The 22,934-nt window shown below is 69.7% G+C and carries 18 protein-coding genes, 2 tRNA genes and 1 pseudogene; 2 read left to right on the forward strand and 19 right to left on the reverse strand.

Features of this window, described 5'->3' with window-relative positions; all coding sequences use genetic code 11:
• The 13 genes and pseudogenes from HCC30_RS03640 to HCC30_RS03700 form a co-directional block, all read right to left on the reverse strand.
• Positions 1 to 314: pseudogene (locus HCC30_RS03640) on the reverse strand (hypothetical protein); the annotation flags it as partial.
• A gap of 262 nt (positions 315 to 576) precedes the next feature.
• A complete protein-coding gene (locus HCC30_RS03645; protein ID WP_169440547.1) occupies positions 577 to 1,347 on the reverse strand; it encodes a TIGR03936 family radical SAM-associated protein in 771 nt (256 codons plus the stop codon).
• A 242-nt stretch (positions 1,348 to 1,589) separates the two neighbouring features.
• Entirely contained in the window at positions 1,590 to 2,144 is a 555-nt protein-coding gene (locus HCC30_RS03650) for a GNAT family N-acetyltransferase (RefSeq protein ID WP_169440548.1), read from the reverse strand.
• A gap of 73 nt (positions 2,145 to 2,217) precedes the next feature.
• Positions 2,218 to 4,143, reverse strand: coding sequence for a TIGR03960 family B12-binding radical SAM protein (locus HCC30_RS03655; RefSeq protein ID WP_169440549.1), 1,926 nt, complete (start codon positions 4,141 to 4,143; stop codon positions 2,218 to 2,220).
• Between the two features lie 208 nt (positions 4,144 to 4,351).
• Entirely contained in the window at positions 4,352 to 5,551 is a 1,200-nt protein-coding gene (gene rodA / locus HCC30_RS03660; protein WP_169440550.1) for a rod shape-determining protein RodA, read from the reverse strand.
• Positions 5,548 to 7,887 (reverse strand): penicillin-binding protein 2, encoded by a 2,340-nt coding sequence (gene mrdA / locus HCC30_RS03665; protein ID WP_169440551.1) that lies wholly within the window; start codon positions 7,885 to 7,887, stop codon positions 5,548 to 5,550. Before mrdA ends, rodA begins: the two co-directional genes overlap by 4 nt.
• Positions 7,884 to 8,651, reverse strand: a complete 768-nt coding sequence (gene mreD / locus HCC30_RS03670) for a rod shape-determining protein MreD (protein WP_169440552.1) — start codon at positions 8,649 to 8,651, stop codon at positions 7,884 to 7,886. Before mreD ends, mrdA begins: the two co-directional genes overlap by 4 nt.
• A gap of 4 nt (positions 8,652 to 8,655) precedes the next feature.
• The gene (gene mreC, locus HCC30_RS03675; RefSeq protein WP_169440553.1) at positions 8,656 to 9,594 is read right to left on the reverse strand and encodes a rod shape-determining protein MreC; all 939 of its coding nucleotides are present in this window, start codon (positions 9,592 to 9,594) and stop codon (positions 8,656 to 8,658) included.
• A gap of 230 nt (positions 9,595 to 9,824) precedes the next feature.
• The gene (locus HCC30_RS03680) at positions 9,825 to 10,844 is read right to left on the reverse strand and encodes a rod shape-determining protein (protein ID WP_169441355.1); all 1,020 of its coding nucleotides are present in this window, start codon (positions 10,842 to 10,844) and stop codon (positions 9,825 to 9,827) included.
• Between the two features lie 302 nt (positions 10,845 to 11,146).
• A complete protein-coding gene (gene ndk / locus HCC30_RS03685; RefSeq protein WP_169440554.1) occupies positions 11,147 to 11,560 on the reverse strand; it encodes a nucleoside-diphosphate kinase in 414 nt (137 codons plus the stop codon).
• Between the two features lie 110 nt (positions 11,561 to 11,670).
• Positions 11,671 to 11,997, reverse strand: coding sequence for a DUF4233 domain-containing protein (locus HCC30_RS03690; protein WP_169440555.1), 327 nt, complete (start codon positions 11,995 to 11,997; stop codon positions 11,671 to 11,673).
• Positions 11,997 to 13,508: a folylpolyglutamate synthase/dihydrofolate synthase family protein gene (locus HCC30_RS03695; protein ID WP_169441356.1), complete on the reverse strand. Its 1,512-nt coding sequence runs from the start codon at positions 13,506 to 13,508 to the stop codon at positions 11,997 to 11,999. The genes HCC30_RS03690 and HCC30_RS03695 overlap by 1 nt, the downstream gene beginning before the upstream one ends.
• Positions 13,509 to 13,741: 233 nt before the next feature.
• Complete coding sequence (locus HCC30_RS03700) at positions 13,742 to 16,405, reverse strand: valine--tRNA ligase (RefSeq protein ID WP_346776482.1); 2,664 nt, start codon at positions 16,403 to 16,405, stop codon at positions 13,742 to 13,744.
• 139 nt (positions 16,406 to 16,544) lie between these two features.
• Between HCC30_RS03700 and HCC30_RS03705 the strand changes: the two genes are divergently transcribed.
• On the forward strand, positions 16,545 to 17,558 hold the full coding sequence (locus tag HCC30_RS03705) for a hypothetical protein (RefSeq protein WP_169440540.1): 1,014 nt from the start codon (positions 16,545 to 16,547) through the stop codon (positions 17,556 to 17,558).
• A gap of 69 nt (positions 17,559 to 17,627) precedes the next feature.
• Here the strand turns inward: HCC30_RS03705 and clpX are convergent, their stop codons facing one another.
• The 5 genes from clpX to HCC30_RS03730 form a co-directional block, all read right to left on the reverse strand.
• Positions 17,628 to 18,914, reverse strand: a complete 1,287-nt coding sequence (gene clpX, locus HCC30_RS03710) for an ATP-dependent Clp protease ATP-binding subunit ClpX (RefSeq protein WP_169440557.1) — start codon at positions 18,912 to 18,914, stop codon at positions 17,628 to 17,630.
• A gap of 187 nt (positions 18,915 to 19,101) precedes the next feature.
• Positions 19,102 to 19,773 (reverse strand): ATP-dependent Clp protease proteolytic subunit, encoded by a 672-nt coding sequence (locus tag HCC30_RS03715; RefSeq protein WP_169440558.1) that lies wholly within the window; start codon positions 19,771 to 19,773, stop codon positions 19,102 to 19,104.
• Positions 19,774 to 19,838: 65 nt separating this feature from the next.
• The gene (locus HCC30_RS03720; protein WP_169441357.1) at positions 19,839 to 20,444 is read right to left on the reverse strand and encodes an ATP-dependent Clp protease proteolytic subunit; all 606 of its coding nucleotides are present in this window, start codon (positions 20,442 to 20,444) and stop codon (positions 19,839 to 19,841) included.
• 231 nt (positions 20,445 to 20,675) lie between these two features.
• On the reverse strand, positions 20,676 to 22,064 hold the full coding sequence (gene tig, locus HCC30_RS03725; RefSeq protein WP_169440559.1) for a trigger factor: 1,389 nt from the start codon (positions 22,062 to 22,064) through the stop codon (positions 20,676 to 20,678).
• A 111-nt stretch (positions 22,065 to 22,175) separates the two neighbouring features.
• Positions 22,176 to 22,252 (reverse strand) — tRNA-Pro (locus tag HCC30_RS03730).
• Between the two features lie 124 nt (positions 22,253 to 22,376).
• On the opposite strand from HCC30_RS03730, the gene HCC30_RS03735 reads away from it, so the two are divergent.
• Positions 22,377 to 22,450: transfer RNA gene (locus tag HCC30_RS03735), tRNA-Gly, on the forward strand.
• A 178-nt stretch (positions 22,451 to 22,628) separates the two neighbouring features.
• Here the strand turns inward: HCC30_RS03735 and HCC30_RS03740 are convergent.
• Positions 22,629 to 22,823 (reverse strand): hypothetical protein, encoded by a 195-nt coding sequence (locus HCC30_RS03740; RefSeq protein WP_169440560.1) that lies wholly within the window; start codon positions 22,821 to 22,823, stop codon positions 22,629 to 22,631.
• Positions 22,824 to 22,934: the final 111 nt, after the last annotated feature.

Below are 22,934 nucleotides of genomic sequence, written 5' to 3' on the forward strand. Positions count from 1 at the left end.
GCGCTGGCCTTGCGGGTGGCCCGGCGGCGCGCACGGGGCGCGGGCGCGGCGGCCTCGCTCGCGGGGGCTTCGGCCGTCGCGGCCGCGCTCTCGCCCGCGTCCACGGGCTGCGGCGCCGGGGCCGTCTCGACGACCGCGCTCGCGGCGCTCTCGGCCGGGCCGGCGGGACCCGCGGGGCGGGTGGCGGCGCGGCGGCGCCGGCGCGGCGGAAGGGTGTCGCTCGGGGAGGTGCCGGCGGCGGCCGCGTCCCCGTTCTGCTGCTGTGTGGTGGTCTCTTCGCTCTCCGCGTTTGCGGATTCGATCGGTTCGAGCATGCGGGCAGTTCTCCCGTCACGCTCCCGGGCGCCGCGCCCGGCTCTTGTGGGTGCGGCCCCGCACTGCGCGGGGCCGCACTCCGGGGCGTGGGCGCCACACGGGAGCTGTCGTGTCGCTCGCCGGTTCCGGGCCTGTGCGTGAACCCGGCTACGGCGAAAGTCTGCTGGTCAGTGCGCTCGCCTGCCGGACAGCGGTCCAGGGTGGCTCCCTGGCGCGTGCATCAGCGGTGGCGCATTCAACGGTGATCCTCCAGGCCGTGGCCTACGCGCTGCCGCCCGGCGCCGTCGCGACGGCGGTTGCGTCGCGGTCGGGCGCCAACGGGTCGGTCACCGTGCCGGACTCCGTATCGAGCGGCCCCTGCGCCAGCCTGGTCACCGCTGCGGCGACCGGCGGCGCCAGGTCGGCCGTAGCGCGGAGACCGGACAGGACGTCGTCGGGTCGTACGACAGGTGTCAGGTGTCGTACTACCAGGCGCAGTATCGCACAGGGACCCTCTCCCGGCCTATCGCCCCTGTCCTGCGGATCGGCTTCCGCTGAGGTCAGGGAGGCGACGGCGGCGCGGGCGTCGAAGGTGCGGATGCCCTTCTTCGTCTGCCGCTGGACCTCCACCGTCTCCGCCGCCAGGAAGGCCGCGACGGCGCGCTCGGCCTCCTGGGGCGTCACGCCGTCCAGCCGGATCTCCCAGGTGGAAGCCTCCAGCCGGTGGGCGAAGTCGGAGGCCGAGGCGGACGTGGCCGTCTCGACCGCGTCGACGATGTCGAGCCCGTCGGGCATGAAGTCGTCGAGCAGGTCCCTCAGTACCTCGGGGTCGCGCCGCTCGGTGAGGGCGATCTCCAGGTACTCGGCCTCGCTGCCGGTGCCGGTGGGTGCGGCGTTGGCGTAGCTGACCTTGGGGTGCGGGGTGAATCCGGCGGAGTACGCCATGGGCACCCCTGCCCTGCGCAGCGCCCGTTCGAACGCGCGCTGGAAATCTCGGTGACTGGTGAACCGGAGGCGGCCACGCTTGGTGTAGCGAAGTCGAACACGCTGCACTGCGGGTGCGGGCGGCGGGCCTTCGGGCTGTCGCTTGCCCAGTGGTTCTCTCCTCGGTGCCGGGCGGCGCACCGTCGAGCGGCCGCCCTTCGTGTGTCTGTCAAAGGGGGCGGAAGTCCGCTCGGGCGGTGTGGACGGGCCCGGTCTCGCCGGGCCGGTCCGCCCCGTCGGCGGAGAAATCCTTCTGCCCAGGGTACGCGGCGTGTCCAGAGCCGCCGCCCCGGCTCCTCGTTCCGGGTGGTTCAGCCGCCGGTGCCCGGGGTGTCCGCCGTGTCGATCCAGTACCGCAGTTTGGCGCCGCGCCGGTCCTCGAAGATCCCGCCGCAGGCCTCGATCACCCGGCGCGAGGGCAGGTTGTCGTGGTCGCAGGTGACGAGTACGGAGCCGAGCCCGAGCGCCCGCGCGCGGGGCAGTGCCGCGCGGAGCATCGCGGTGGCGTGGCCCCGGCGGCGGGCCGAGGGGCGTACGTCGTAGCCGATGTGGCCGCCGTACTCGCGCAGGAAGTCGTCCAGCCGGTGCCGTACGGCGAGCCGACCGAGGTAGATCTCGCCCTCGGTGCACCAGAAGTGGGTGCACGGCACGGTGCCGGTGTCCCGTCCGGGCCCGCTCTGCTCCCGCAGCCAGGCCGTGTACGCGGCGAAGACCGCCGGGTCGTGCCAGCGGTCCCCGTACGCGCGGATCTCGCGGGCGACGGCCGAGCCGTCGTCCGGGCCGCCGCGGCCCTCCGCGCGGAACTCCGCCATCGCGTCGAGGAACGAGGCGTGCACGGCGGGCGTCGGCGCTGTCAGTTTCGGCATCACACCAGTGTGGCCGGGCCCCGAAGGGCCCGGCCACAGAGCTGCGGGACGGCGAAGTCGCCGGTGCGCGCGGTTACTTGACGACGGTCAGCGGCAGCAGCTTCTTGCCCGTCGGGCCCATCTGGATCTCGGTGTCCATCTGGGGGCAGACGCCACAGTCGAAGCAGGGGTCCCAGCGGCAGTCGGGAACCTCGGTCTCGTCGAGGGCGTCCTGCCAGTCCTCCCAGAGCCAGTCCTTGTCGAGACCGGAGTCGAGGTGGTCCCAGGGGAGGACCTCCTCGTAGGTGCGCTCGCGCGTGGTGTACCAGTCGACGTCCACGCCGTAGGCGGGCAGCGCCTTCGCGGCCGCGGTCATCCACAGGTCGTAGCTGAAGTACTCGCGCCAGCCGTCGAAGCGGCCGCCCTGCTCGTACACCTCGCGGATGACGGCGCCGACGCGGCGGTCACCGCGCGAGAGCAGGCCCTCGACGATGCCGGGCTTGCCGTCGTGGTACCGGAAGCCGATGGAGCGCCCGTACTTCTTGTCTCCGCGGATCTTGTCCCGCAGCTTGGCGAGCCGGGCGTCGGTCTCCTCGGGGGACAGCTGCGGCGCCCACTGGAACGGGGTGTGCGGCTTGGGCACGAAACCGCCGATGGAGACGGTGCAGCGGATGTCGTTGGAGCCGGCGACCTCACGGCCCTTGGCGATGACGTTGACCGCCATGTCGCCGATCTGGAGGACGTCCTCGTCCGTCTCGGTGGGGAGGCCGCACATGAAGTACAGCTTCACCTGACGCCAGCCGTTGCCGTACGCGGTGGCGACGGTCCGGATCAGGTCCTCCTCCGAGACCATCTTGTTGATGACCTTGCGGATGCGCTCACTGCCGCCCTCGGGGGCGAAGGTGAGGCCGGAGCGGCGGCCGTTGCGGGTGAGCTCGTTGGCCAGGTCGATGTTGAAGGCGTCGACGCGGGTGGACGGCAGCGAGAGGCCGATCTTGTCCTCTTCGTAGCGGTCGGCGAGGCCCTTGGCGACGTCCGCGATCTCGCTGTGGTCGGCGGAGGACAGCGAGAGCAGGCCGACCTCCTCGAAGCCGGTGTTCTTGAGGCCCTTGTCGACCATCTCGCCGATGCCGGTGATCGACCGCTCGCGCACCGGCCGGGTGATCATGCCGGCCTGGCAGAACCGGCAGCCGCGCGTGCAGCCGCGGAAGATCTCGACGGACATCCGCTCGTGCACCGTCTCGGCCAGCGGCACCAGCGGCTGCTTCGGGTACGGCCACTCGTCGAGGTCCATCACCGTGTGCTTGGAGACCCGCCACGGGACGCCGGAGCGGTTGGGAACGACGCGGGAGATCCGGCCGTCCGCCAGGTACTCGACGTCGTAGAACCGCGGCACGTACACGCCGCCGGTCTTCGCCAGCCGCAGCAGCAGCTCGTCCCGCCCGCCGGGCCGGCCCTCCTGCTTCCACGCCTTGATGATGTCGGTGACCTCGAGGACGGCCTGCTCGCCGTCGCCGATGACCGCGACGTCGATGAAGTCGGCCACGGGCTCCGGGTTGAACGCCGCGTGCCCGCCCGCCATCACGATCGGGTGGTCCTCCGTCCGGTCGGCCGCCTCCAGCGGGACGCCGGAGAGGTCGAGCGCGGTGAGCAGGTTGGTGTAGCCGAGCTCGGTGGAGAAGGAGACGCCGAGGACGTCGAAGGCGCCGACCGGGCGGTGCGCGTCGACGGTGAACTGCGGGACGTCGTGCTCCCGCATCAGCTTCTCCAGGTCGGGCCACACGCTGTAGGTCCGCTCGGCGAGCACGCCCTCGCGCTCGTTGAGCACCTCGTAGAGGATCATGACGCCCTGGTTGGGCAGTCCCACCTCGTAGGCGTCGGGGTACATCAGCGCCCAGCGGACGTCGCAGGCGTCCCAGTCCTTGGTGGTGGAGTTCAGCTCTCCGCCGACGTACTGGATCGGCTTCTGGACGTGCGGGAGGAGGGCCTCCAGGCGCGGGAAGACCGACTCGACAGGCATGGGTGGTGTCCTCGGATCTGGTGTCTCGGATCAGGGGGCTCGCGTCAGAGCATCAGCGGGCTGTACGTGCACAGGTGACCATCCAGCCTAACGCCCGCGCCGCGCGCGTTTCCCGCCAGCGCCGACGTACCGGTCCCCGACGTGCCGAGGGGCGCACACCCGCTGGTGTACGCCCCTCGCTGTGGCTCCGTCCGGTCCGCCCGCGCCGCTATCCGGCGACCGGGCGTTGCACCCTGATCGACTGCAACAGCCCCACCGCGATCCACACCGCGAACATCGAGGTACCGCCGTAGGAGACGAACGGCAGCGGAAGGCCCGCGACGGGCATGATGCCCAGCGTCATCCCGATGTTCTCGAAGGACTGGAAGGCGAACCAGGCGATGATCCCGGCGGCGACGACGGTGCTGTAGAGCTCGTTCGACTCCCGCGCGATCCGGCAGGCCCGCCAGATCACCACGCCCAGCAGCACGATGATCAGCAGCCCGCCGACGAAGCCGAGTTCCTCGCCCGCGACGGTGAACACGAAGTCCGTCTGCTGCTCGGGCACGAACTGGCCGGTCGTCTGGGTGCCGTTCATCAGGCCCTTGCCGAGCAGCCCGCCCGAACCGATCGCGATCCGCGCCTGGTTGGTGTTGTAGCCGACGCCCGCCGGGTCCAGGGCCGGGTTGGCGAAGGCCGCGAACCGGTTGATCTGGTACTCGTCGAGCAGCCCCAGCACCCACACCAGGACCGCGCCGCCGGCTCCCGCCGTGCACAGCCCGATGATCCACCGGTTCGAGGCACCGGAGGCCAGCAGGACGCCGAGCACGATCACCACCATCACCATCACCGAGCCGAGGTCCGGCATCAGCATGATGACGACGATCGGCGCGGCCGCGATGCCCAGCGACTGGAGCACCGTGCGGTGCGCCGGATGGTCGAGATCGCCCGCGTCGACCCTGGCGGCGAGCAGCATCGCCATCGCCAGGATCACCGTGATCTTGATGAACTCGGCGGGCTGGATGGAGAATCCGGCGCCCAGCTGGATCCAGGCCCGCTGCCCGTTGATGGTCGCGCCGAGCGGCGTGAGCACCAGCAGCGCCAGCACCAGGGTCGCCCCGTACAGCACCGGCACGGCCCCGCGCACCCGCCGGTGCCCGAGCCACACCATCCCGCCCATCAGCAGCAGCCCGACGACCAGGCTGAGGAAGTGCCGGGTGAGGAAGTAGTACGGGTCGCCCTGGTTGAGGTCGGTCCGGTTGCGGGTGGCCGACCAGACCAGCAGCGAACCGATGACGGACAGCACGATGCCCGAGCCGATCATGATCCAGTCGAGCCGCCAGACGACGGAGTCACGGCCGGTGAGACGGTCCCAGACGCTGCGGCTGCGCGGCCCGTAACCGCTGAGCGTGTACGAGTGCGTGCTCATCCCTGGCCCTCTGCTTCCGACTCCTGACGCGCCGGCTGCGCCGCGGCACCCGCGCCCCCGCCGCCGGGATCACCCCCGCCGCCGTCACCACGCGCGTCCCCGCCGCCGGCCCGCTCGTCACCACCGTCGGCTCCGCTGCCGTCACCGGCTCCGCCGCCGCCGTCACCGCCCGCCTGCTGCGCGGGGGCCTCCTGCTCCGGGTCCTCGCCCGGCTTGGCGGGCTCGTCCTGCTCGGGCGGGAGCTTGCCGCGCTCGGCCACGATGTTGCCGTGCTTGTCGATGCGGGGCAGCGCCTTCTCCGGCTTCGGCAGCAGGGCCCGCTTCGGGTGGATCTTGCCGTCCTTGTCGACGCCGTAGATCGCGTTGTAGATCTCGCGCACGGCGGGGCCCGAGGCACCGGAACCCGTACCGCCCTGGGAGATCGTCATGACGATCGTGTACTCGTCCGTGTAGGTCGCGAACCAGGACGTGGTCTGCTTCCCGGCGACCTCGGCGGTACCCGTCTTGGCGTGCATCGGGATCTTGTCCTGCGGCCAGCCGGTGTCCCCGAAGCGCCAGGCGGCGGTGCCGCGCTCGGCGACGCCCGCGAGGGCCTTGTCCATCTTCGCGAGGTTCTCCTTGCTGATGGGCAGCTTGCCGTGCGGGCTCGGCTCGATCTCCTTTATGTCCTTGCCCTTGGGGTCGACGACGGCCTTGCCGATCGTCGGGTCGAAAAGAGTGCCGCCGTTGGCGATGCCCGCGTAGATCGTCGCCATCTGGATCGGGGTGACGAGGGTGTCGCCCTGGCCGATGGAGTAGTTGACGCTGTCACCGGCGCGCATCTTCATGCCGGAGACGCAGTTCTCCTTGGCGATCTTGTCCGCGTACGACTTGGGGTCCTTGCCCTGCTGGCACCAGGCGTCCTTGTTGGCCTTCCAGTAGTCCTTCTTCCACTGGCGGTCCGGGACCCGGCCGGTGACCTCGTTCGGGAGGTCGATGCCGGTCTTCTTGCCCAGGCCGAACTGGTGGGCCGTCTTGTAGAACCAGTCCTTGGTGTCCTTCTTCGGCTTGTTGCCGCCGTCCTTCTGCCACTCCTTGTGGGCCAGCCGGTAGAAGACGGTGTCGCAGGAGACCTCCAGCGCGCGGCCGAGGCCGATGCTGCCGTGGCTCTGCGACTCGAAGTTCTTGAAGACCTGCCCGCCGACGCTGTACGAGGAGCTGCACTCGTAGTTGCCGTCGAAGGGGTAACCGGCGTTGATCGCGGCCGTCGTCGGAATGACCTTGAAGATCGAACCCGGCGCCGCCAGGCCCTGGATGGCGCGGTTGAGCAGCGGGTAGTTGGACTTCTTCCCGGTCAGCTCCTTGTACTTGTCGCCGGAGATGCCGCCGATCCAGTCGTTGGGGTCGTACTCCGGGTTGGAGGCCATGGAGACCACGCGTCCGGTCTTGTTCTCCATGACGACGGCCGCGCCCGCGTCCGCCTCGTAGTTGCGGCCGGTGTTCCGGTCGTGCTCCTTGCGGGCCGCCTTCATCGCCTTGTCGAGCTGCTTCTCGGTGACGGCCTGCACCCGCGAGTCGATGCTCGTGACGAGGCTCGACCCCGGCACCGCCTTGTCGCTCTTGGCCCGTCCCATCACGCGGCCGAGGTTGTCCACCTCGTACCGGGTGACGCCCGAACTGCCGCGCAGCGCGCTGTCGTAGGAGCGCTCGATGCCGGAGCGGCCGATCTCGTCGGAGGAGAGGAACGGCGAATCGGTCTTCTTCGCCTTCTCGATCTCCTCGTCCGTGACGGGCGAGAGGTACCCGAGCACCTGCGAGGTGCTCGCCCCGTACGGAGCGGGGTAGCGGCGTACGGCGGTGGGCTCGGCCGTGATCCCGGGAAAGTCCTCCGCGCGCTCCCGGATCTGCAGGGCCTGCTGCGTGGTGGCCTCGTCGGTGACGGGGATGGGCTGGTACGGAGAGCCGTTCCAGCAGGGCTGCGGGGTCTCCGCGTCGCAGAGCCGGACCTTCTCGCGCACCGTCTTCGGGTCCATCCGCAGGACCTTGGCCAGCCGTTCGAGGACGGCCTTGCCCCCGTCGTCCATCTTCATCAGGTCGGTGCGGGAGGCGGAGACGACGAGCCGGGTCTCGTTGTCGGCGATCGGCACGCCGCGCGCGTCGAGGATGGAGCCCCGCGTCGCGGGCTGGACGACCTGCTGGACGTGGTTGCCCGACGCCTCCTTCTGGTACTCCTCGCCGTTGCGGACCTGGAGATACCACAGACGCCCGCCGAGCGTGGCGAGCAGGGACATGACCAGAATCTGGATGGCGATGAGCCGGATGGAGACCCGCGAGGCCTTCTCGGGAAGGCGGCTCACAGCTTCTTCACTCCCTTGATCTTCCCGGCCTTGTTCCGTGCCGTACGGCGTCCGCTGCCGAGCAGCTCGCTCTTCTGGCCGCCGAACCGGACGGTCTTGCCGTTCCGTTCGGCCTTGCCGAAGCCGCCGCGGCCGCCCGGCCTGCTGAAGATCCCGGCGCCCGAACCGCCGATGCCGATCCCGGCGCCCGAGGTCAGCCAGCCGTAGCTGCGGTCCCGGCCGCTGGCGGTGCCGCCGCCCGCGCCCTCGGTCGCGACCGGGTCGCGCTGGGTACGGCGGGCCAGCGCCATGATCACGGGAACTGTGAAGGGCGCCAGCAGCAGGTCGTACAGGGTCGCGGTGAACAGCAGCCCGAGGATGCCCGCGGTGCCGGCGGCGGTGTCGCCCACCAGCGCGCCGACGCCCGCGTACAGCAGCGTGGAGCTGATCGCGGCGACGCCGACGACGAGCATCGGCACCGTCGCCGAACGGTGCTGGCCCGACTCCGGCTTGGTCAGCCCCGCGACGTAGCCGACGACGCAGAGCACCAGCGCGTACCGGCCCACCGCGTGGTCGGCGGGCGGCGCGATGTCGGCGAGCAGCCCGGCGACGAAGCCGATCAGCGCGCCCGCCGTGTGCCCGTAGACCATGGCCAGGCCGAGGACGACGAGCAGCAGCAGATCGGGGACCGCGCCCGGCAGTTGGAGTCTGGCGAGCACACTCACCTGGACGATCAGGGCGACGACCACGAGGAAGGTCGAAAGCAGCATCCGGTTGAGGCGCATCGGGTCAGCTCCTGGGGGCGGTGGCGCTCGCGCTGGGCTTTTCGGTGACGGTGACCGTCGGGGCGGGCTTGGGCTTGGCCGGTTTCTCGGGCCGCAGCACCTCGTCGCGCGGGTCCTCGCGCGGCGGTTCGACGACGATGCCGACGATGTCGAGCTTGCTGAAGCCCACGAAGGGACGGACGCTCACCGTCCGGGTGAGGTCGCCGCCGGTCCGGTCCACCTTGGTGACCTTGCCGACGGGGACGCCCGGGACGAACGGCTTGTTGTCCTGCGAGCCGAAGGTGACCAGCCGGTCGCCCTTGTCCACCTCGGCCTTGCCGTTGAGGAGCTGGACGGTCAGCTCGTTGCCGCCGCGGCCGGTGGCGAAGCCCAGCTCGTCGGTCTTCTCCATCCGGGTGCCGACGGTGAAGTCCGGGTCGTTGGCGAGCAGGACGGTCGAGCTGTCCGGGCCGACGGTGGTGACCCGGCCGACCAGACCCTGTCCGTTGATGACGCTCTGGTCGCGGACGATGCCGTCCTTGCTGCCGGCGTCGATGGTGATCGTCCAGGAGAAGCCCTGGGCGGCACCGATGGCGGTGACCTGCGCGCCCTTGATGCCGTAGCCGCCGGCACCGGCGGTCTTGAGCAGGTCGTCGAGTTGCTTGGAGCGGGAGCGGTTGCGGTCGCTGGAGCCGAGCTTCTGCTTGAGCGCGGCGTTCTCCTGCACCAGACGGCTGATGCGGTCGTGACGCTCTCCGGAGTCCCGTACGGCACCGACCGCGTTTCCGACGGGGTCGACCGCGGCGGAAACGCCGTTCTCCACGGGGCCGAAGACGGAGGCCGCCCCCTGCCGCGCGCTGTCGAGCGGGGACTGCTCGCCGCCTCTGATGTCCACCGTGATCAGTGCGAACGCGATGGCGATCAGCAGTACGAGCAGCAGCCGGCTTTCTCGTGTGTCCCTCACGTGCGGCGGCCGTGCCTTTCCTCAGTCGGAACGGGTCGTGCTCTGTCGTTGTGGGTACGGCGGGCGCTGCCCTGCGCTGGCCGGCATCGCCCGCCGTGCCGCCGGCCGCCGGTGACGGGGGCCGGTCTCGGCTGTCGTTCGGCTGTCGTCCGGAAAAGGGTGTCCGGGAACAGTTAACGAACCGCCGCGCGGACAGTCAGCCATCCACGCGGCGGGGCGTCGTATTCAGTTCATCGCCTCGGCTGGGCGTCGAGCACCTGCTGGAGTGCTTCGAACTCCTCTACGCACTTGCCGGAGCCGAGGGCCACGGAGTCCAGCGGGTCCTCCGCGATGTGGATCGGCATGCCGGTCTCCCGGCGCAGCCGCTCGTCCAGCCCGCGGAGCAGGGCCCCGCCGCCGGTGAGGACGATGCCGCGGTCCATGACGTCGCCCGAGAGCTCGGGCGGGCACTTGTCGAGGGTGGTCTTCACCGCGTCGACGATGGCGTTGACCGGCTCCTCGATGGCCTTGCGCACCTCGGCCGCGGAGATGACCACGGTCTTGGGGAGGCCGCTGACCAGGTCCCGGCCCCGGATCTCGGTGTGCTCGTCCTTGTCGAGCGAGTACGCCGAACCGATCGTGATCTTGATGGACTCGGCGGTGCGCTCGCCGAGCAGGAGGCTGTACTCCTTCTTGATGTGCTGGATGATCGCGTTGTCCAGCTCGTCGCCCGCGACGCGGATCGACTGGGCCGTGACGATGCCACCGAGCGAGATGACGGCGACCTCGGTGGTCCCGCCGCCGATGTCGACGACCATGTTGCCGGTCGCCTCGTGGACGGGGAGCCCGGAACCGATCGCCGCGGCCATCGGCTCCTCGATGATGTGCACCTGCCGGGCGCCCGCCTGCGTGGACGCCTCGATCACGGCGCGGCGTTCGACGCCGGTGATGCCGGAGGGGACACAGACGACGACGCGGGGACGCGCCATCCAGCGTCGCTTGTGGATCTTGAGGATGAAGTAGCGGAGCATGCGCTCCGTGATCTCGAAGTCGGCGATGACGCCGTCCTTCAGGGGACGGACGGCCACGATGTTGCCGGGGGTACGGCCGATCATCTTCTTCGCCTCGGCGCCGACCGCCAGAATTCCGCCCGTGTTCGTGTTGATGGCGACGACGGAGGGCTCATTGAGGACGATCCCGCGGCCCCTGACGTACACCAGCGTGTTGGCGGTCCCGAGGTCGACAGCCATATCACGGCCGATGAACGACATGTTGTTCGCCATAGGATGCGGGCCTTCCAACTGTAGCGATGTGAAGTAGGAGGATGGCAGGAGAGGGGGGACGCGCATGCACTGAGTGGCGCGAGGTTCCATCGTAGACGCGGATGCTCGAACACGCGGCGAGGGTGCCTCCGCCATTCTCCGCACAACACACGTCGCACCTGCGAAAAGTGACGTCGTGTCCGGGTGATGCCTTCCCCCGAACAGGCGTGCATATGCGTCAGGGGCGGCCGTTGGATTCGGCCGCCCCTGATCACCAGGGACTTCAGGGCTGATGCCCCGTCAGAAAACCCTCAGACAAAGTTCGGGAAAAAAATCTTCATCTCGCGCTCGGCCGACTCCTCGGAGTCCGACGCGTGAATGAGGTTCTCCCGCACGATCGTGCCGAAGTCGCCGCGGATCGAGCCGGGCGCGGCGGCGATCGGGTCCGTCGGACCGGCCATCGTGCGCAGCCCCTCGATGACCCGCTCGCCCTCGACCACCATGGCGACCGAAGGGCCCGAGGACATGAAGGTCATCAGCGGCTCGTAGAAAGGCTGGCCCTCGTGCTCCGCGTAGTGCGTCTCCAGCAGCGGGCGGTCCAGCGTACGAAGCTCCAGCGCGGAGATCTTCCACCCCGCCTTGCTCTCGATACGGCCGATGATCTCGCCGACCAGACCGCGGCGGACCGCGTCGGGCTTGAGCAGGACGAGCGTGCGCTGGCTCATGGTGGATGCTCCTCGTACTGAAGCGGAAAGCTGTGCTGCAAAAACGGGTTCCCCGAGGCTACACGGGGATCAGCTGCCGCTTTCACACAGTGCTCCTCCCGCCCCCGCTCTCACGTCGCGTAACGCGCCTTTGCCTCGTCGACTTTCCGGCCGAAGTGAACCGAAGCCCACCACAATCCGGCGAAACACGCGCCGAGGAAGAACATCGTGGGAACGATGAATCCCGACGCGATCAACGCGATCTGCAGAGCCCAGCCGAGCTGCACCCCGCCCGGACGCGTCAGCACTCCGCAGAGCACCAGGCTGAGCAGCATCGCGACGCCGCTGACCGTCCACAAGGTGCCCATGGGCACGTCCGTCGTCCGCATCGCCACCAGGCCCGCGAGGCCGATCACGAAGAACTCGCCCACGAGCGTGCTCGCGCAGAGCGTGCGCATCAGCGCCCCCTCTTGAGCAGCAGCCGGGCCTCGCCCGCCGTGATGACCGAGCCCGTGACGAGGACGCCCGCGCCCGCGTACTCGTCCTCCTCCTCGGCCAGGGTGATCGCCTGCTCCAGCGCGCTGTCGAGCTGCGGCTCCACCTGCACGCGGTCCTCGCCGAAGACCTCCACCGCGAGCGCGGCGAGTTCGTCGACGTCCAGGGCGCGGGTGGTGGAGTTGCGGGTCACGACGATCTCCGCGAAGACCGGCTCGAACGCCTCCAGGATGCCGCGGACGTCCTTGCCCATGCTGGTGCCGACGACGCCGACCAGGCGGCTGAAACTGAACGCCTCACCGACGGCGGCGGCGGTGGCCTGCGCGCCGGCCGGGTTGTGCGCGGCGTCGAGCAGCACCGTCGGGCTCGTACGGACCAGCTCCAGGCGGCCCGGCGAGGAGACCGAGGCGAACGCCTGGCGGACGACGTCCAGATCGAGGGTGCGCGCGTGCTCGGCGCCGATGCCGAAGAACGCCTCGACGGCGGCGAGCGCGACCGCGGCGTTGTGCGCCATGTGCGCGCCGTACATCGGCAGGAAGATCTCCGGGTACTCGCCGCCGAGCCCGCGCAGCGTCAGCAGCTGCCCGCCGACCGCGACCTCCCGGGAGACCACGCCGAACTCCATGCCCTCGCGGGCGACCGTCGCGTCCACCTCGACGGCGTGCTTGAGCACGACCGAGGCGGCCTCGACCGGCTGCTGCGCCAGCACGACCGTCGAACCCGGCTTCACCACACCGGACTTCTCGACGGCGATCGCCTCCGGCGTCGCGCCGAGCTTCTCCGTGTGGTCCAGGCTTATCGGGGTGATCACGGAGACGCCCGCGTCGATCACGTTCGTCGCGTCCCAGCTGCCGCCCATGCCGACCTCGACGACGGCGACCTCGACCGGAGCGTCGGCGAAGGCCGCGTACGCCATGCCCGTGAGCGCCTCGAAGAAGGACAGCCGGTGCTCCTGCTGGGAGTCGACCATGTCGAGGAACGGCTTGATGTCGTCGTAGGTCTCGATGAACCGCTCGGCCGGGAGCGGTGCCCCGTCGACGCTGATCCGCTCCGTGATCGACTGCACGTGCGGCGAGGTGTACCGGCCGACGCGCAGCTCGAAGGCGCTCAGCAGCGCCTCGACCATGCGGGCCGTGCTGGTCTTGCCGTTCGTGCCGGTGATGTGGATGGAGGGGTACGAGCGCTGCGGGTCGCCCAGCACGTGCATAAGGGCCTGGATGCGCTGCAACGACGGGTCCAGCTTCGTCTCCGGCCAGCGGCTCATCAGCTCGGCCTCGACGCGGCGCAGCGCCCGGTCGGTCTCGGGGTCCTCGGGGCGGGCGGGCACCACGTCCGCCTGCGGCGGGCCCGCCTGGGTGCGCAGGGTGCGGCTGCCGGCCTCGATCACCGCCAGGTCGGGATCGCGGTCCGTCTCCTCCCCGACGATGCTCTCGAAGTCCGGGACCTCGGAGGGGTCGGGAATCTCGTCGTACAGCTCGTCGTCGGACTCGTGGTCGCCGGGCTCGGGCTCGGGGGGCTGGGGCTGGTCGCTCACGCGCCCCAGTCTACGTACCGGCGCCGACGATCAGGCCGGGCGGCCGGTGCTCGCCGCGCTCCCCCGCCGCACCCCTCGCGCACGCTCACCGCGACCGGTTCCGGCCACCGGATACGACGGTGCCGCGCGGACGTTTCCGCCCGCGCGGCACCGGTGCTGCTACGGCTTCGCCGTCACGCCTGGGGCAGGCGCTCCAGCTGTTCCCTGATGCGGGTGATGTCCGCCTCGGCCGCGGCCCGGCGGCCGCGGATCTTCTCCACGACCTCGTCCGGAGCCTTGGCCAGGAAGCCCTCGTTGCCGAGCTTCGCCGTGGTCTGCTTCAGCTCCTTCTCGGCCGCGCCGAGGTCCTTCGTCAGCCGCTTGCGCTCGGCCTCCACGTCGATCGCGCCGGACAGGTCCAGCGCGACCGTGGCGCCGGCCACCGGCAGCGAGGCCGTGGCCTGGAAGCCCTCGCCCGCGGGCTGGAGGCGCAGCAGCTGCCGGATCGGGGCCTCGTGCGCCGCCAACGGCGTTCCCTGCAGGCTCAGTTCGGCCGGGACCTTCTGGCCGGGCTGGAGCCCCTGATCGGCGCGGAAGCGGCGGACCTCGGTGATCGCCTGCTGGACGGTGGCGATCTCCTCCTCGGCGGCGGCGTCCCGGAAGCCCGAGTCCTGCGGCCAGGCGGCGACGACGAGCGACTCCTCCGCCGAGCCCTGGCCCGTCAGCGCGGTCCACAGCTCCTCGGTGACGAACGGCATCAGCGGGTGCAGCAGGCGCAGCATCACGTCGAGGACCTCGCCGAGGACGCGCTGGGCGACCTCGGCCGGGCGGCCGCCCGCGTAGAAGGTCGTCTTCGAGAGCTCGACGTACCAGTCGAAGACCTCGTCCCACGCGAAGTGGTAGAGGGTGTCGCTGAGCTTCGCGAACTGGAAGTCGTCGTAGTGCGCGTCGGCCTCGGCGACGACGGTGTTGAGCCGCGAGAGGATCCAGCGGTCCGCGCCGGACATCTCGGCCGGGTCCGGCAGCGGGCCCTCGACCGTGGCGCCGTTCATCAGCGCGAAGCGGGTCGCGTTCCAGATCTTGTTGGCGAAGTTCCGGGACGCCTTCACCCAGTCCTCGCCGATCGGCACGTCCGTGCCGGGGTTGGCGCCGTTGGCCAGGGTGAAGCGGAGGGCGTCGGAGCCGTACTCGTTCATCCAGTCCAGCGGGTCCACGACGTTGCCGAAGGACTTGGACATCTTCTTGCCGCGCTCGTCGCGCACCAGGCCGGTCAGCGCGATGGTGTGGAACGGCGCGACGCCGTCCATCGCGTACAGACCGAACATCATCATCCGGGCGACCCAGAAGAAGATGATGTCGTGGCCGGTGACCAGGACATCCGTGCCGTAGAACTTCTCCAGGTCGGGCGTCTCGTCGGGCCAGCCGAGGGTGGAGAAGGGCCACAGGCCGGAGGAGAACCAGGTGTCGAGGACGTCGACGTCCTGCGTCCAGCCGTCCGCCTCCGAGGGCGGCTCCTCGTCGGGGCCGACGCAGCGGACCTCGCCGTCGGGGCCGTACCAGACGGGGATGCGGTGGCCCCACCACAGCTGGCGGGAGATGCACCAGTCGTGCATGTTGTCGACCCAGTCGAAGTACCGGGAGGACATGTCCTGCGGGTGGATGCGCACGCGGCCGTCCCGCACCGCGTCGCCCGCGGCCTGCGCCAGCGGGCCGACCTTGACCCACCACTGCATCGACAGCCGCGGCTCGACCGTCGTCTTGCAGCGCGAGCAGTGGCCGACGCTGTGCGTGTACGGGCGCTTCTCGGCCTTGATGCGGCCCTGCGCGCGCAGCGCGCCGACGATCGCCGAGCGGGCCTCGAAGCGGTCCAGGCCCTCGAACGGGCCGTGCACGGTGATCACGCCGCGCTCGTCCATGACCGTCAGCATCGGCAGGTCGTGCCGCTGGCCGATGGCGAAGTCGTTCGGGTCGTGGGCCGGGGTGACCTTGACCGCGCCGGTGCCGAACTCCGGGTCGACGTGCTCGTCGGCGACGACCGGGATGGTGCGGTCCGTGAGCGGCAGCTTGATCTGCTTGCCGACGAGGTGGCGGTAGCGCTCGTCCTCGGGGTGCACGGCGACGGCGGTGTCGCCCAGCATCGTCTCGGCGCGGGTCGTCGCGACGACGACGGCGGTGCCGTCCTCCTCGTCGCCGTACTGGAGGGAGACGAGCTCGCCGTCGTCCTCCTGGTACTCGACCTCGATGTCCGAGATGGCCGTCAGACAGCGCGGGCACCAGTTGATGATGCGCTCGGCGCGGTAGATGAGGCCGTCGTCGAACATCCGCTTGAAGACGGTCTGGACGGCGCGCGAGAGGCCCTCGTCCATCGTGAAGCGCTCGCGCGACCAGTCGACGCCGTCACCGAGGCGCCGCATCTGGCCGAGGATCTTGCCGCCGTACTCGCGCTTCCACTGCCAGACGCGGTCGACGAAGGCCGTACGGCCCAAGTCCTGCCGGGACAGGCCCTCTTCGGCGAGCTGCTGCTCGACCTTGTTCTGCGTGGCGATGCCCGCGTGGTCCATGCCGGGGAGCCACAGCGCCTCGTGGCCCTGCATGCGCTTCCTGCGCGTGAGGGCGTCCATCAGCGTGTGCTGGAAGGCGTGGCCCAGGTGCAGGGAGCCGGTGACGTTCGGCGGCGGGATGACGATCGTGTACGGCTGCTTCTCGCTCTTCGCGTCGGCGGTGAAGTAGCCCCGGTCTACCCAGCGCTCGTACAGCTTCCCCTCTACCTCGGCCGGCGCGTACTGGGTCGGCAGATCTGCTGGGGCTGCTGCGTGGGGCCCGTCGAAGTCCGGGCTCTGCTGAGTGTTCTCGGTCACGACCGCCAGTGTACGGGCGCCCGTGTCGCGGTCTCGAATCGGTTTGCAGCCCGCTGTCCCCTCCGGGCGGACCATCCGACAGGATGTAGGGATCGCTTAAGCGCGTTCGCGCGCGGTAACCACGGAGGGAAGCGCCACCATGAGTTTTCAGCAGCCAGGCCCGTACGGCCAGCAACCGCAGCAGCCCGGCGGAGGCCCGAACCCGTACGGTGGCCAGCCCGGTGGCGCCCCGCAGCCCGGCTACGGCTACCCGCAGCAGGGCCCGGCCGGTCAGCCCCAGCAGCCCGGTCAGCCCCAGCAGCCGGGCCAGCCGCAGCAGCCGTACGGCCAGCCCCCGCAGGGCCAGCCGCAGCAGCCCTACGGCTACCCGCAGCAGGGTCAGCCCGGCGTCCCGCCGCAGTACGGGTACCCCGGTGGTCCGGGCGGCCCGGGCGGGCCCGGCGGTCCCGGCGGGCCGCAGAAGAACGGCATGAGCGCCGGCGCGATCACCGGCATCGTCGTGGGCGCGGCCGTGCTGATCGGCGGCGCGATCCTCGCGTTCGGGCTGCTGGGCAGCAGCGGTGACTCCGGCGGCTCGGGTGGTTCGGGCGGCTCGGGCGGCACCGGCGGCGGTTCGAGCGAGGAGGTCGCCAGCGGCTCGATGAAGCTCACCACGCCGGAGACCATCGCGGGCGGCAAGTACGAGCGCATGCCGAACAACGCGCAGCTGAAGCAGCAGGAGCAGAGCCTCCAGGGCAGCCTGCCGTCCGACGGCACCGCGAAGGTCGGCATGTACTCGCAGGGCGGCAACAGTTCGCCCGCCGCGGGCGGCCTCGTGATCTCCGGCGCGTACGGCGAGATCGACGCCGGCTCGGAGAAGATGCGCAACGACATGCTCGACGGCATGGGCAACAACCCGAGCGCCTCCTCGGCCGAGGCCCGGCGCGAGTTCACCCCGCGCGGCTCCAGCGGTCCCGAACTCACCTGCGAGGTCTTCAAGATGGACCAGGGCGCCGTCCCGGTCTACGTCCCCGCCTGCACCTGGGCCGACAGCTCGACGATGGCGACGGTCGCCGAGTTCGGCGCCGCGAACGCCTCGCTCGACAAGGTCGACATCGAGGAGTTCGCGCGGACGACGGCCACGATCAAGGAAGAGATCACCGTCCCCAGGTGATCCGCGCGCACACGCGACAGGGCCCCGGCGGTGAACCACCGCCGGGGCCCTGTGCGTTGCGTGAGGTGTCTACGCGCTCTTCTCGTGCCGCTGGGACTCGCCGCCGCGGGAGCGGGGCACCAGCGTCGGGTTCACGTTGGAGTGCACGACCTCCTCGGTGATGACGACGCGCTCCACGTCCTTGCGGGACGGGACCTCGTACATCACCGACATCAGGACCTCTTCCATGATGGCCCGCAGGCCACGCGCCCCGGTGCCGCGCAGGATCGCCTGGTCGGCGATGGCCTCCAGGGCCGGGCGGTCGAAGTCCAGCTCCACGCCGTCGAGTTCGAAGAGCCGCTGGTACTGCTTGACGAGCGCGTTCCGCGGCTCCAGCAGAATCTGCAGCAGCGCCTCGCGGTTGAGGTTGTGGACGCTCGTCATGACCGGGAGACGGCCGATGAACTCGGGGATCATCCCGAACTTCACCAGGTCCTCGGGCATGACGTCCTCGAACTTGTTCGCCGCGTCCGTCTCCCGCTTGGAGCGGATGTCCGCGCCGAAGCCGATGCCCTTGGCACCGGCCCGCGACTCGATGATCTTGTCCAGACCGGCGAACGCGCCGCCCACGATGAACAGCACGTTCGTCGTGTCGATCTGGATGAACTCCTGGTGCGGGTGCTTCCGTCCGCCCTGCGGCGGCACCGAGGCCGTCGTCCCCTCCAGGATCTTCAGCAGGGCCTGCTGGACACCCTCGCCGGAGACGTCGCGCGTGATCGACGGGTTCTCGCTCTTCCGCGCGACCTTGTCGATCTCGTCGATGTAAATGATCCCGGTCTCGGCCTTCTTGACGTCGTAGTCCGCCGCCTGGATCAGCTTCAGCAGAATGTTCTCGACGTCCTCGCCGACGTAACCCGCCTCCGTCAGCGCCGTCGCGTCGGCGATGGCGAAGGGGACGTTGAGCATCCGGGCCAGCGTCTGCGCGAGCAGCGTCTTGCCGGAGCCCGTCGGACCGAGCAACAGGATGTTGGACTTGGCGAGTTCGATGCCGTCCTCACGGCCCTGCGGGCCGCCGTTCTCGCCGGCCTGCACTCGCTTGTAGTGGTTGTAGACCGCGACGGAGAGCGCCTTCTTGGCGGCGTCCTGGCCGACCACATAGCTCTCCAGGAACTCCGAGATCTCCCGGGGCTTGGGAAGTTCGTCCCAGCGCACCTCGGAGGACTCGGCGAGCTCCTCCTCGATGATCTCATTGCACAGGTCGATGCACTCGTCGCAGATGTACACACCTGGTCCCGCGATGAGCTTCTTCACCTGCTTCTGGCTCTTCCCGCAGAACGAGCACTTGAGCAGATCGCCGCCATCACCGATGCGTGCCACGAGGTGCTTCCCCTTCGCCTGGGATCCGTCAACTGTGACGAACCGAGGTACGTGCTCTTTGACGGTACCCTGCCGGGCCGCCGGTTTGGGCCCCCCTTGGACCGACTCCGTACATCCGGACAACCCAAGGGGGGACGGGGACAGTTACGTCCCCCTCGAAACGGGACGAGTGCTCCCGCCTCGCCCGTCAGACGCCGACCGACGTCTTGCGCGTCGTGACGATCTGGTCGATCAGACCGTACTCCAGCGACTCCTCGGCGGTCAGGATCTTGTCGCGCTCGATGTCGTCACGGATCTGCTCGATCTCCTTGGTGGAGTGCTTGGAGAGCATCTCCTCCATCTGGACCCGCATCCGCTGGATCTCGTTCGCGGCGATCTCCAGGTCGGAGACCTGGCCCCGCCCGGTCTCGCTGTACGGCTGGTGGATCAGCAGACGGGCGTTGGGCAGCGCCATCCGCTTGCCGGGCGTACCGGCGGCCAGCAGCACGGCCGCGGCGGAGGCCGCCTGGCCCATGCAGACCGTCTGGATGTCCGGCTTCACGAACTGCATCGTGTCGTAGATCGCCGTGAGCGCGGTGAACGAGCCGCCGGGCGAGTTGATGTAGATGGAGATGTCACGGTCCGGGTCCATCGACTCCAGGCACAGCAGCTGCGCCATGACGTCGTTGGCCGAGGCGTCGTCGATCTGCACGCCGAGGAAGATCACACGCTCTTCGAAGAGCTTCGCGTACGGGTCGTACTCGCGGGTGCCCTGCGAGGTGCGCTCGACGAAGCGCGGGACGACGTAGCGCGACTCGGCCTGGGGGCCGGTGTAGAGGCCGGAGCCGGGGAAACCGGAGGAACCGGGGTTCTGGGTCATCGGAGCCTTCTCCTGGTGCTGGGCTGACTGCGGTCGGTGGCTGCGTGCCGTGCGTGCGGCGCGGTTCACGCGCCCGTGCCGCCACCGCCCGGCAGCTGGGCCGCGGAGCCGTAGACCTCGTCGATCAGGCCGTACTCCTTGGCCTCCGGCGCGGAGAACCAACGGTCCCGGTCGGCGTCGTGCGTCCACTGCTCGACGGTCTGGCCGGTGTGCTGGGAGGACAGCGTGGCCATCTTCGCCTTGGTGCGGAGCAGCTGCTCGGCGTGGATCTTGATGTCCGAGGCGGAACCCGCCAGCCCTGCGGACGGCTGGTGGATCAGGATCTCGGCGTTCGGCAGCGCGAAGCGCTTGCCCGGGGTACCGGCGCTGAGCAGGAACTGGCCCATCGAAGCGGCGAGGCCCATGGCAATGGTGACCACGTCGTTCTTGATGTACTGCATGGTGTCGTAGATCGCCATGCCGGCCGTGATCGAGCCGCCGGGGCTGTTGATGTAGAGGTAGATGTCCTTGTCCGGGTCGGCGGCAAGGAGCAGCAGCTGCGCGGTGATCTTGTTGGCGATGTCGTCGTCAACGGGCTGGCCCAGGAAGATGATCCGCTCGTTGAGCAGCCGGTTGTAGACCTGGTCGCCGAGGCCACCACCAATGTTGGGCTCAGCGGCGGCGGAAGGCATCGGAAGCGTCACGTGTCCACCTGCTCGTATCCGGACGGTCGCCGTGGCGTGCCGTCACTGGGGTCTTCGTGTACTTGGGACCCTAACGCGCGGCCCGTCCGGCGCCATCCCGGTCTCAGAGCTGTTCGCTGTGAGCGCAGGGCCGGTTCCCGCACGTCATGGGCTTGCGCGTTGTAGCGCGACGGGCCCGTACGCGCTTGCGTACGGGCCCGTCTCAGCCTGTGGGGGCGATCAGGCCTCGGCCTTCTCGTCCTTCTCCTCGGACTTGGCGTCCGCGGACTCGGCCTCGACCGTCTCGGCGGTCTCGTCCTCGTCGTCCAGCTCGACCGTCTCACCGTTGGTGTCCTTGACGGTGGCACCCTCGACGACCGTGGCCAGCGCCTTGCCGCGCGCGACCTCGCCGACGAGCATCGGCACCTGGCCGCCCTCGACGACGGCCTGCGCGAACTGGTCGGGGCTCATGCCGGAGGACTGGGCACGGCGCATGAGGTGCTCGGTGAGCTCCTCCTGGCTGACGTTCAGCTGCTCCTTGTTGACGATCTCGTCGAGGAGGAACTGGGTCCGGATGCCCTTCTCCGCCTGCTCCTTGAGCTCGGCCTCGAAGTCTTCCTCGGACTTGTCCTGGATCTTCAGGTAGGTCTCCAGGTCGAGACCCATCTGACCCAGCTGGTGGTTGACCAGGTTGTGCTTGCGGGACTGGACCTCGTCCTCGAGCAGCTTCTCGGGAACCGGGATCTCGGCCAGGCCGAGCAGCTCGTCGAGGACCTTCTCCTGGGCCTGGGTGGCCTGGTCGTTCTTCTTCTGCTGCTCCAGGCGCTTGCGGCTGTCGCCGCGCAGCTCCTCGAGGGTGTCGAACTCACTGGCCAGCTGGGCGAATTCGTCGTCCAGCTCGGGCAGCTCACGGGCGGAAACGGTCTGGACGGTGACCTTGACCTCGGCCTCCTTGCCCGCGGCGGAACCGCCCTTGAGCTCGGAGGTGAAGGTGGCCTCGCCGCCGGCCTCCAGGCCGGTGACGGCGTCGTCGATGCCGTCCAGCAGCTCGCCGGAACCGATGGTGTAGTCGACGCCCTCGGCCACGCCGTCCTCGAGGACCTCGCCATCGACCTTGGCCTCGAGGTCGATCTTGACGACGTCACCCTCGGCGGCGGCGCGCTCCACGGCGCTGGTGGAAGCGAAGCGCTCACGCAGCTGCTCGACGGCCTTGTCGACGTCCTCGTCCGAGACCTCGGTGGCGTCGACCTCGACGGAGATGCCGGAGAAGTCCGGGATCTCGATCTCGGGGCGGACGTCGACCTCGGCGGTGAAGGCGAGGAGTTCGTTGTCCTTCAGGTCGGTGATGTCGACCTCGGGCTGGCCGAGCGGGTTGAGCTCACCCTCCTCGACGGCGGACTGGTACAGCTTCGGAAGCGCGTCGTTGACGGCCTCCTCGAGAACGGCGCCGCGCCCGAAGCGCTGGTCGATCACTCGCGCAGGGATCTTGCCCTTGCGGAAGCCAGGCACAGAGACCTGCTCGTTGATCTTCTTGTACGCCGCGTCGAGGCTGGGCTTGAGCTCCTCGAAGGGCACCTCGACAGTGAGCCGAACCCGGGTCGGGTTCAGGGTCTCCACGGCGCTCTTCACGGTCGGTCTCCTTGGGGCTGACTTCTGGGGGTAGTTCTTTGAGAGGGCGCCCCGTATGTGATGCGACTCGTATGCGGACACGACACAGGCACGCGCGTCTTTCATAGTACGTGGTCGGGGTGGCCGGATTCGAACCGACGACCTTCCGCTCCCAAAGCGGACGCGCTACCAAGCTGCGCCACACCCCGTCGGTGCGACACGTAGAGTACATGCCGTACAGTGCGTCTGTGCCGCTCGGCGGACGTCCTGGGCCCGGGTTGAGGCCCCTCGGGGGCTGGTAGTCTCAGGCCCGGCGTCAGCAGCGCGCCGCTCGCGGGCGTAGCTCAATGGTAGAGCCCTGGTCTTCCAAACCAGCTACGCGGGTTCGATTCCCGTCGCCCGCTCCACACAGAACGGCCCGGCTCCTCTCGGGGGAGCCGGGCCGTTCTGTTTGTGCGCCGCGTACCCGGCGTTCGTTCCGCCGGCGTGATCACAATTGCCCTGCCGCCGTGCGCGGTTGACCGCGTTCCGTGCGCGCAATACGGCGCGCACGGATTGCCGCGGGCTTCCCGCACTCAGGGAGTGTCAGAGACTGATGCCGTTGATCGTGTCGGCGATCGAGTTGAGGAAGCGGTTTATCGACGGGGCGATGCCGCTGGAGGCGAGGAAGAAGCCGAAGAGCACCGCCACGACGGCGGGTCCGGGCTTCAGGGATTTGCCCCGGATCAGAACGACCATGATGACTGCCAACAGCACCACTACAGACAGTGAAATGGCCACAACTGATCACACCCTCGCGGTCGGTACACCTCACCCGGACCGGGGGCCGTCACTGATTCCCACCCCCGCCGGACACCATCGTGCCACCAACTCCCGTACGGCTGGAGCCGG

Origin of the sequence: Streptomyces sp. HNM0574, from assembly GCF_012726235.1 — a bacterium.
Taxonomy (GTDB): Bacteria; Actinomycetota; Actinomycetes; order Streptomycetales; family Streptomycetaceae; genus Streptomyces.

Excerpts from the sequence above, each read along its gene's own strand:
- HCC30_RS03650 (WP_169440548.1), bottom strand. The coding sequence starts at position 2,144 with ATGCCGAAACTGACAGCGCCGACGCCCGCCGTGCACGCCTCGTTCCTC.
- HCC30_RS03655 (WP_169440549.1), bottom strand. The coding sequence starts at position 4,143 with ATGCCTGTCGAGTCGGTCTTCCCGCGCCTGGAGGCCCTCCTCCCGCAC.
- rodA (WP_169440550.1), bottom strand. The coding sequence starts at position 5,551 with ATGAGCACGCACTCGTACACGCTCAGCGGTTACGGGCCGCGCAGCCGC.
- mreD (WP_169440552.1), bottom strand. The coding sequence starts at position 8,651 with ATGCGCCTCAACCGGATGCTGCTTTCGACCTTCCTCGTGGTCGTCGCC.
- HCC30_RS03680 (WP_169441355.1), bottom strand. The coding sequence starts at position 10,844 with ATGTCGTTCATCGGCCGTGATATGGCTGTCGACCTCGGGACCGCCAAC.
- ndk (WP_169440554.1), bottom strand. The coding sequence starts at position 11,560 with ATGAGCCAGCGCACGCTCGTCCTGCTCAAGCCCGACGCGGTCCGCCGC.
- HCC30_RS03690 (WP_169440555.1), bottom strand. The coding sequence starts at position 11,997 with ATGCGCACGCTCTGCGCGAGCACGCTCGTGGGCGAGTTCTTCGTGATC.
- HCC30_RS03705 (WP_169440540.1), top strand. The coding sequence starts at position 16,545 with ATGAGTTTTCAGCAGCCAGGCCCGTACGGCCAGCAACCGCAGCAGCCC.
- HCC30_RS03715 (WP_169440558.1), bottom strand. The coding sequence starts at position 19,773 with ATGACCCAGAACCCCGGTTCCTCCGGTTTCCCCGGCTCCGGCCTCTAC.
- HCC30_RS03720 (WP_169441357.1), bottom strand. The coding sequence starts at position 20,444 with ATGCCTTCCGCCGCCGCTGAGCCCAACATTGGTGGTGGCCTCGGCGAC.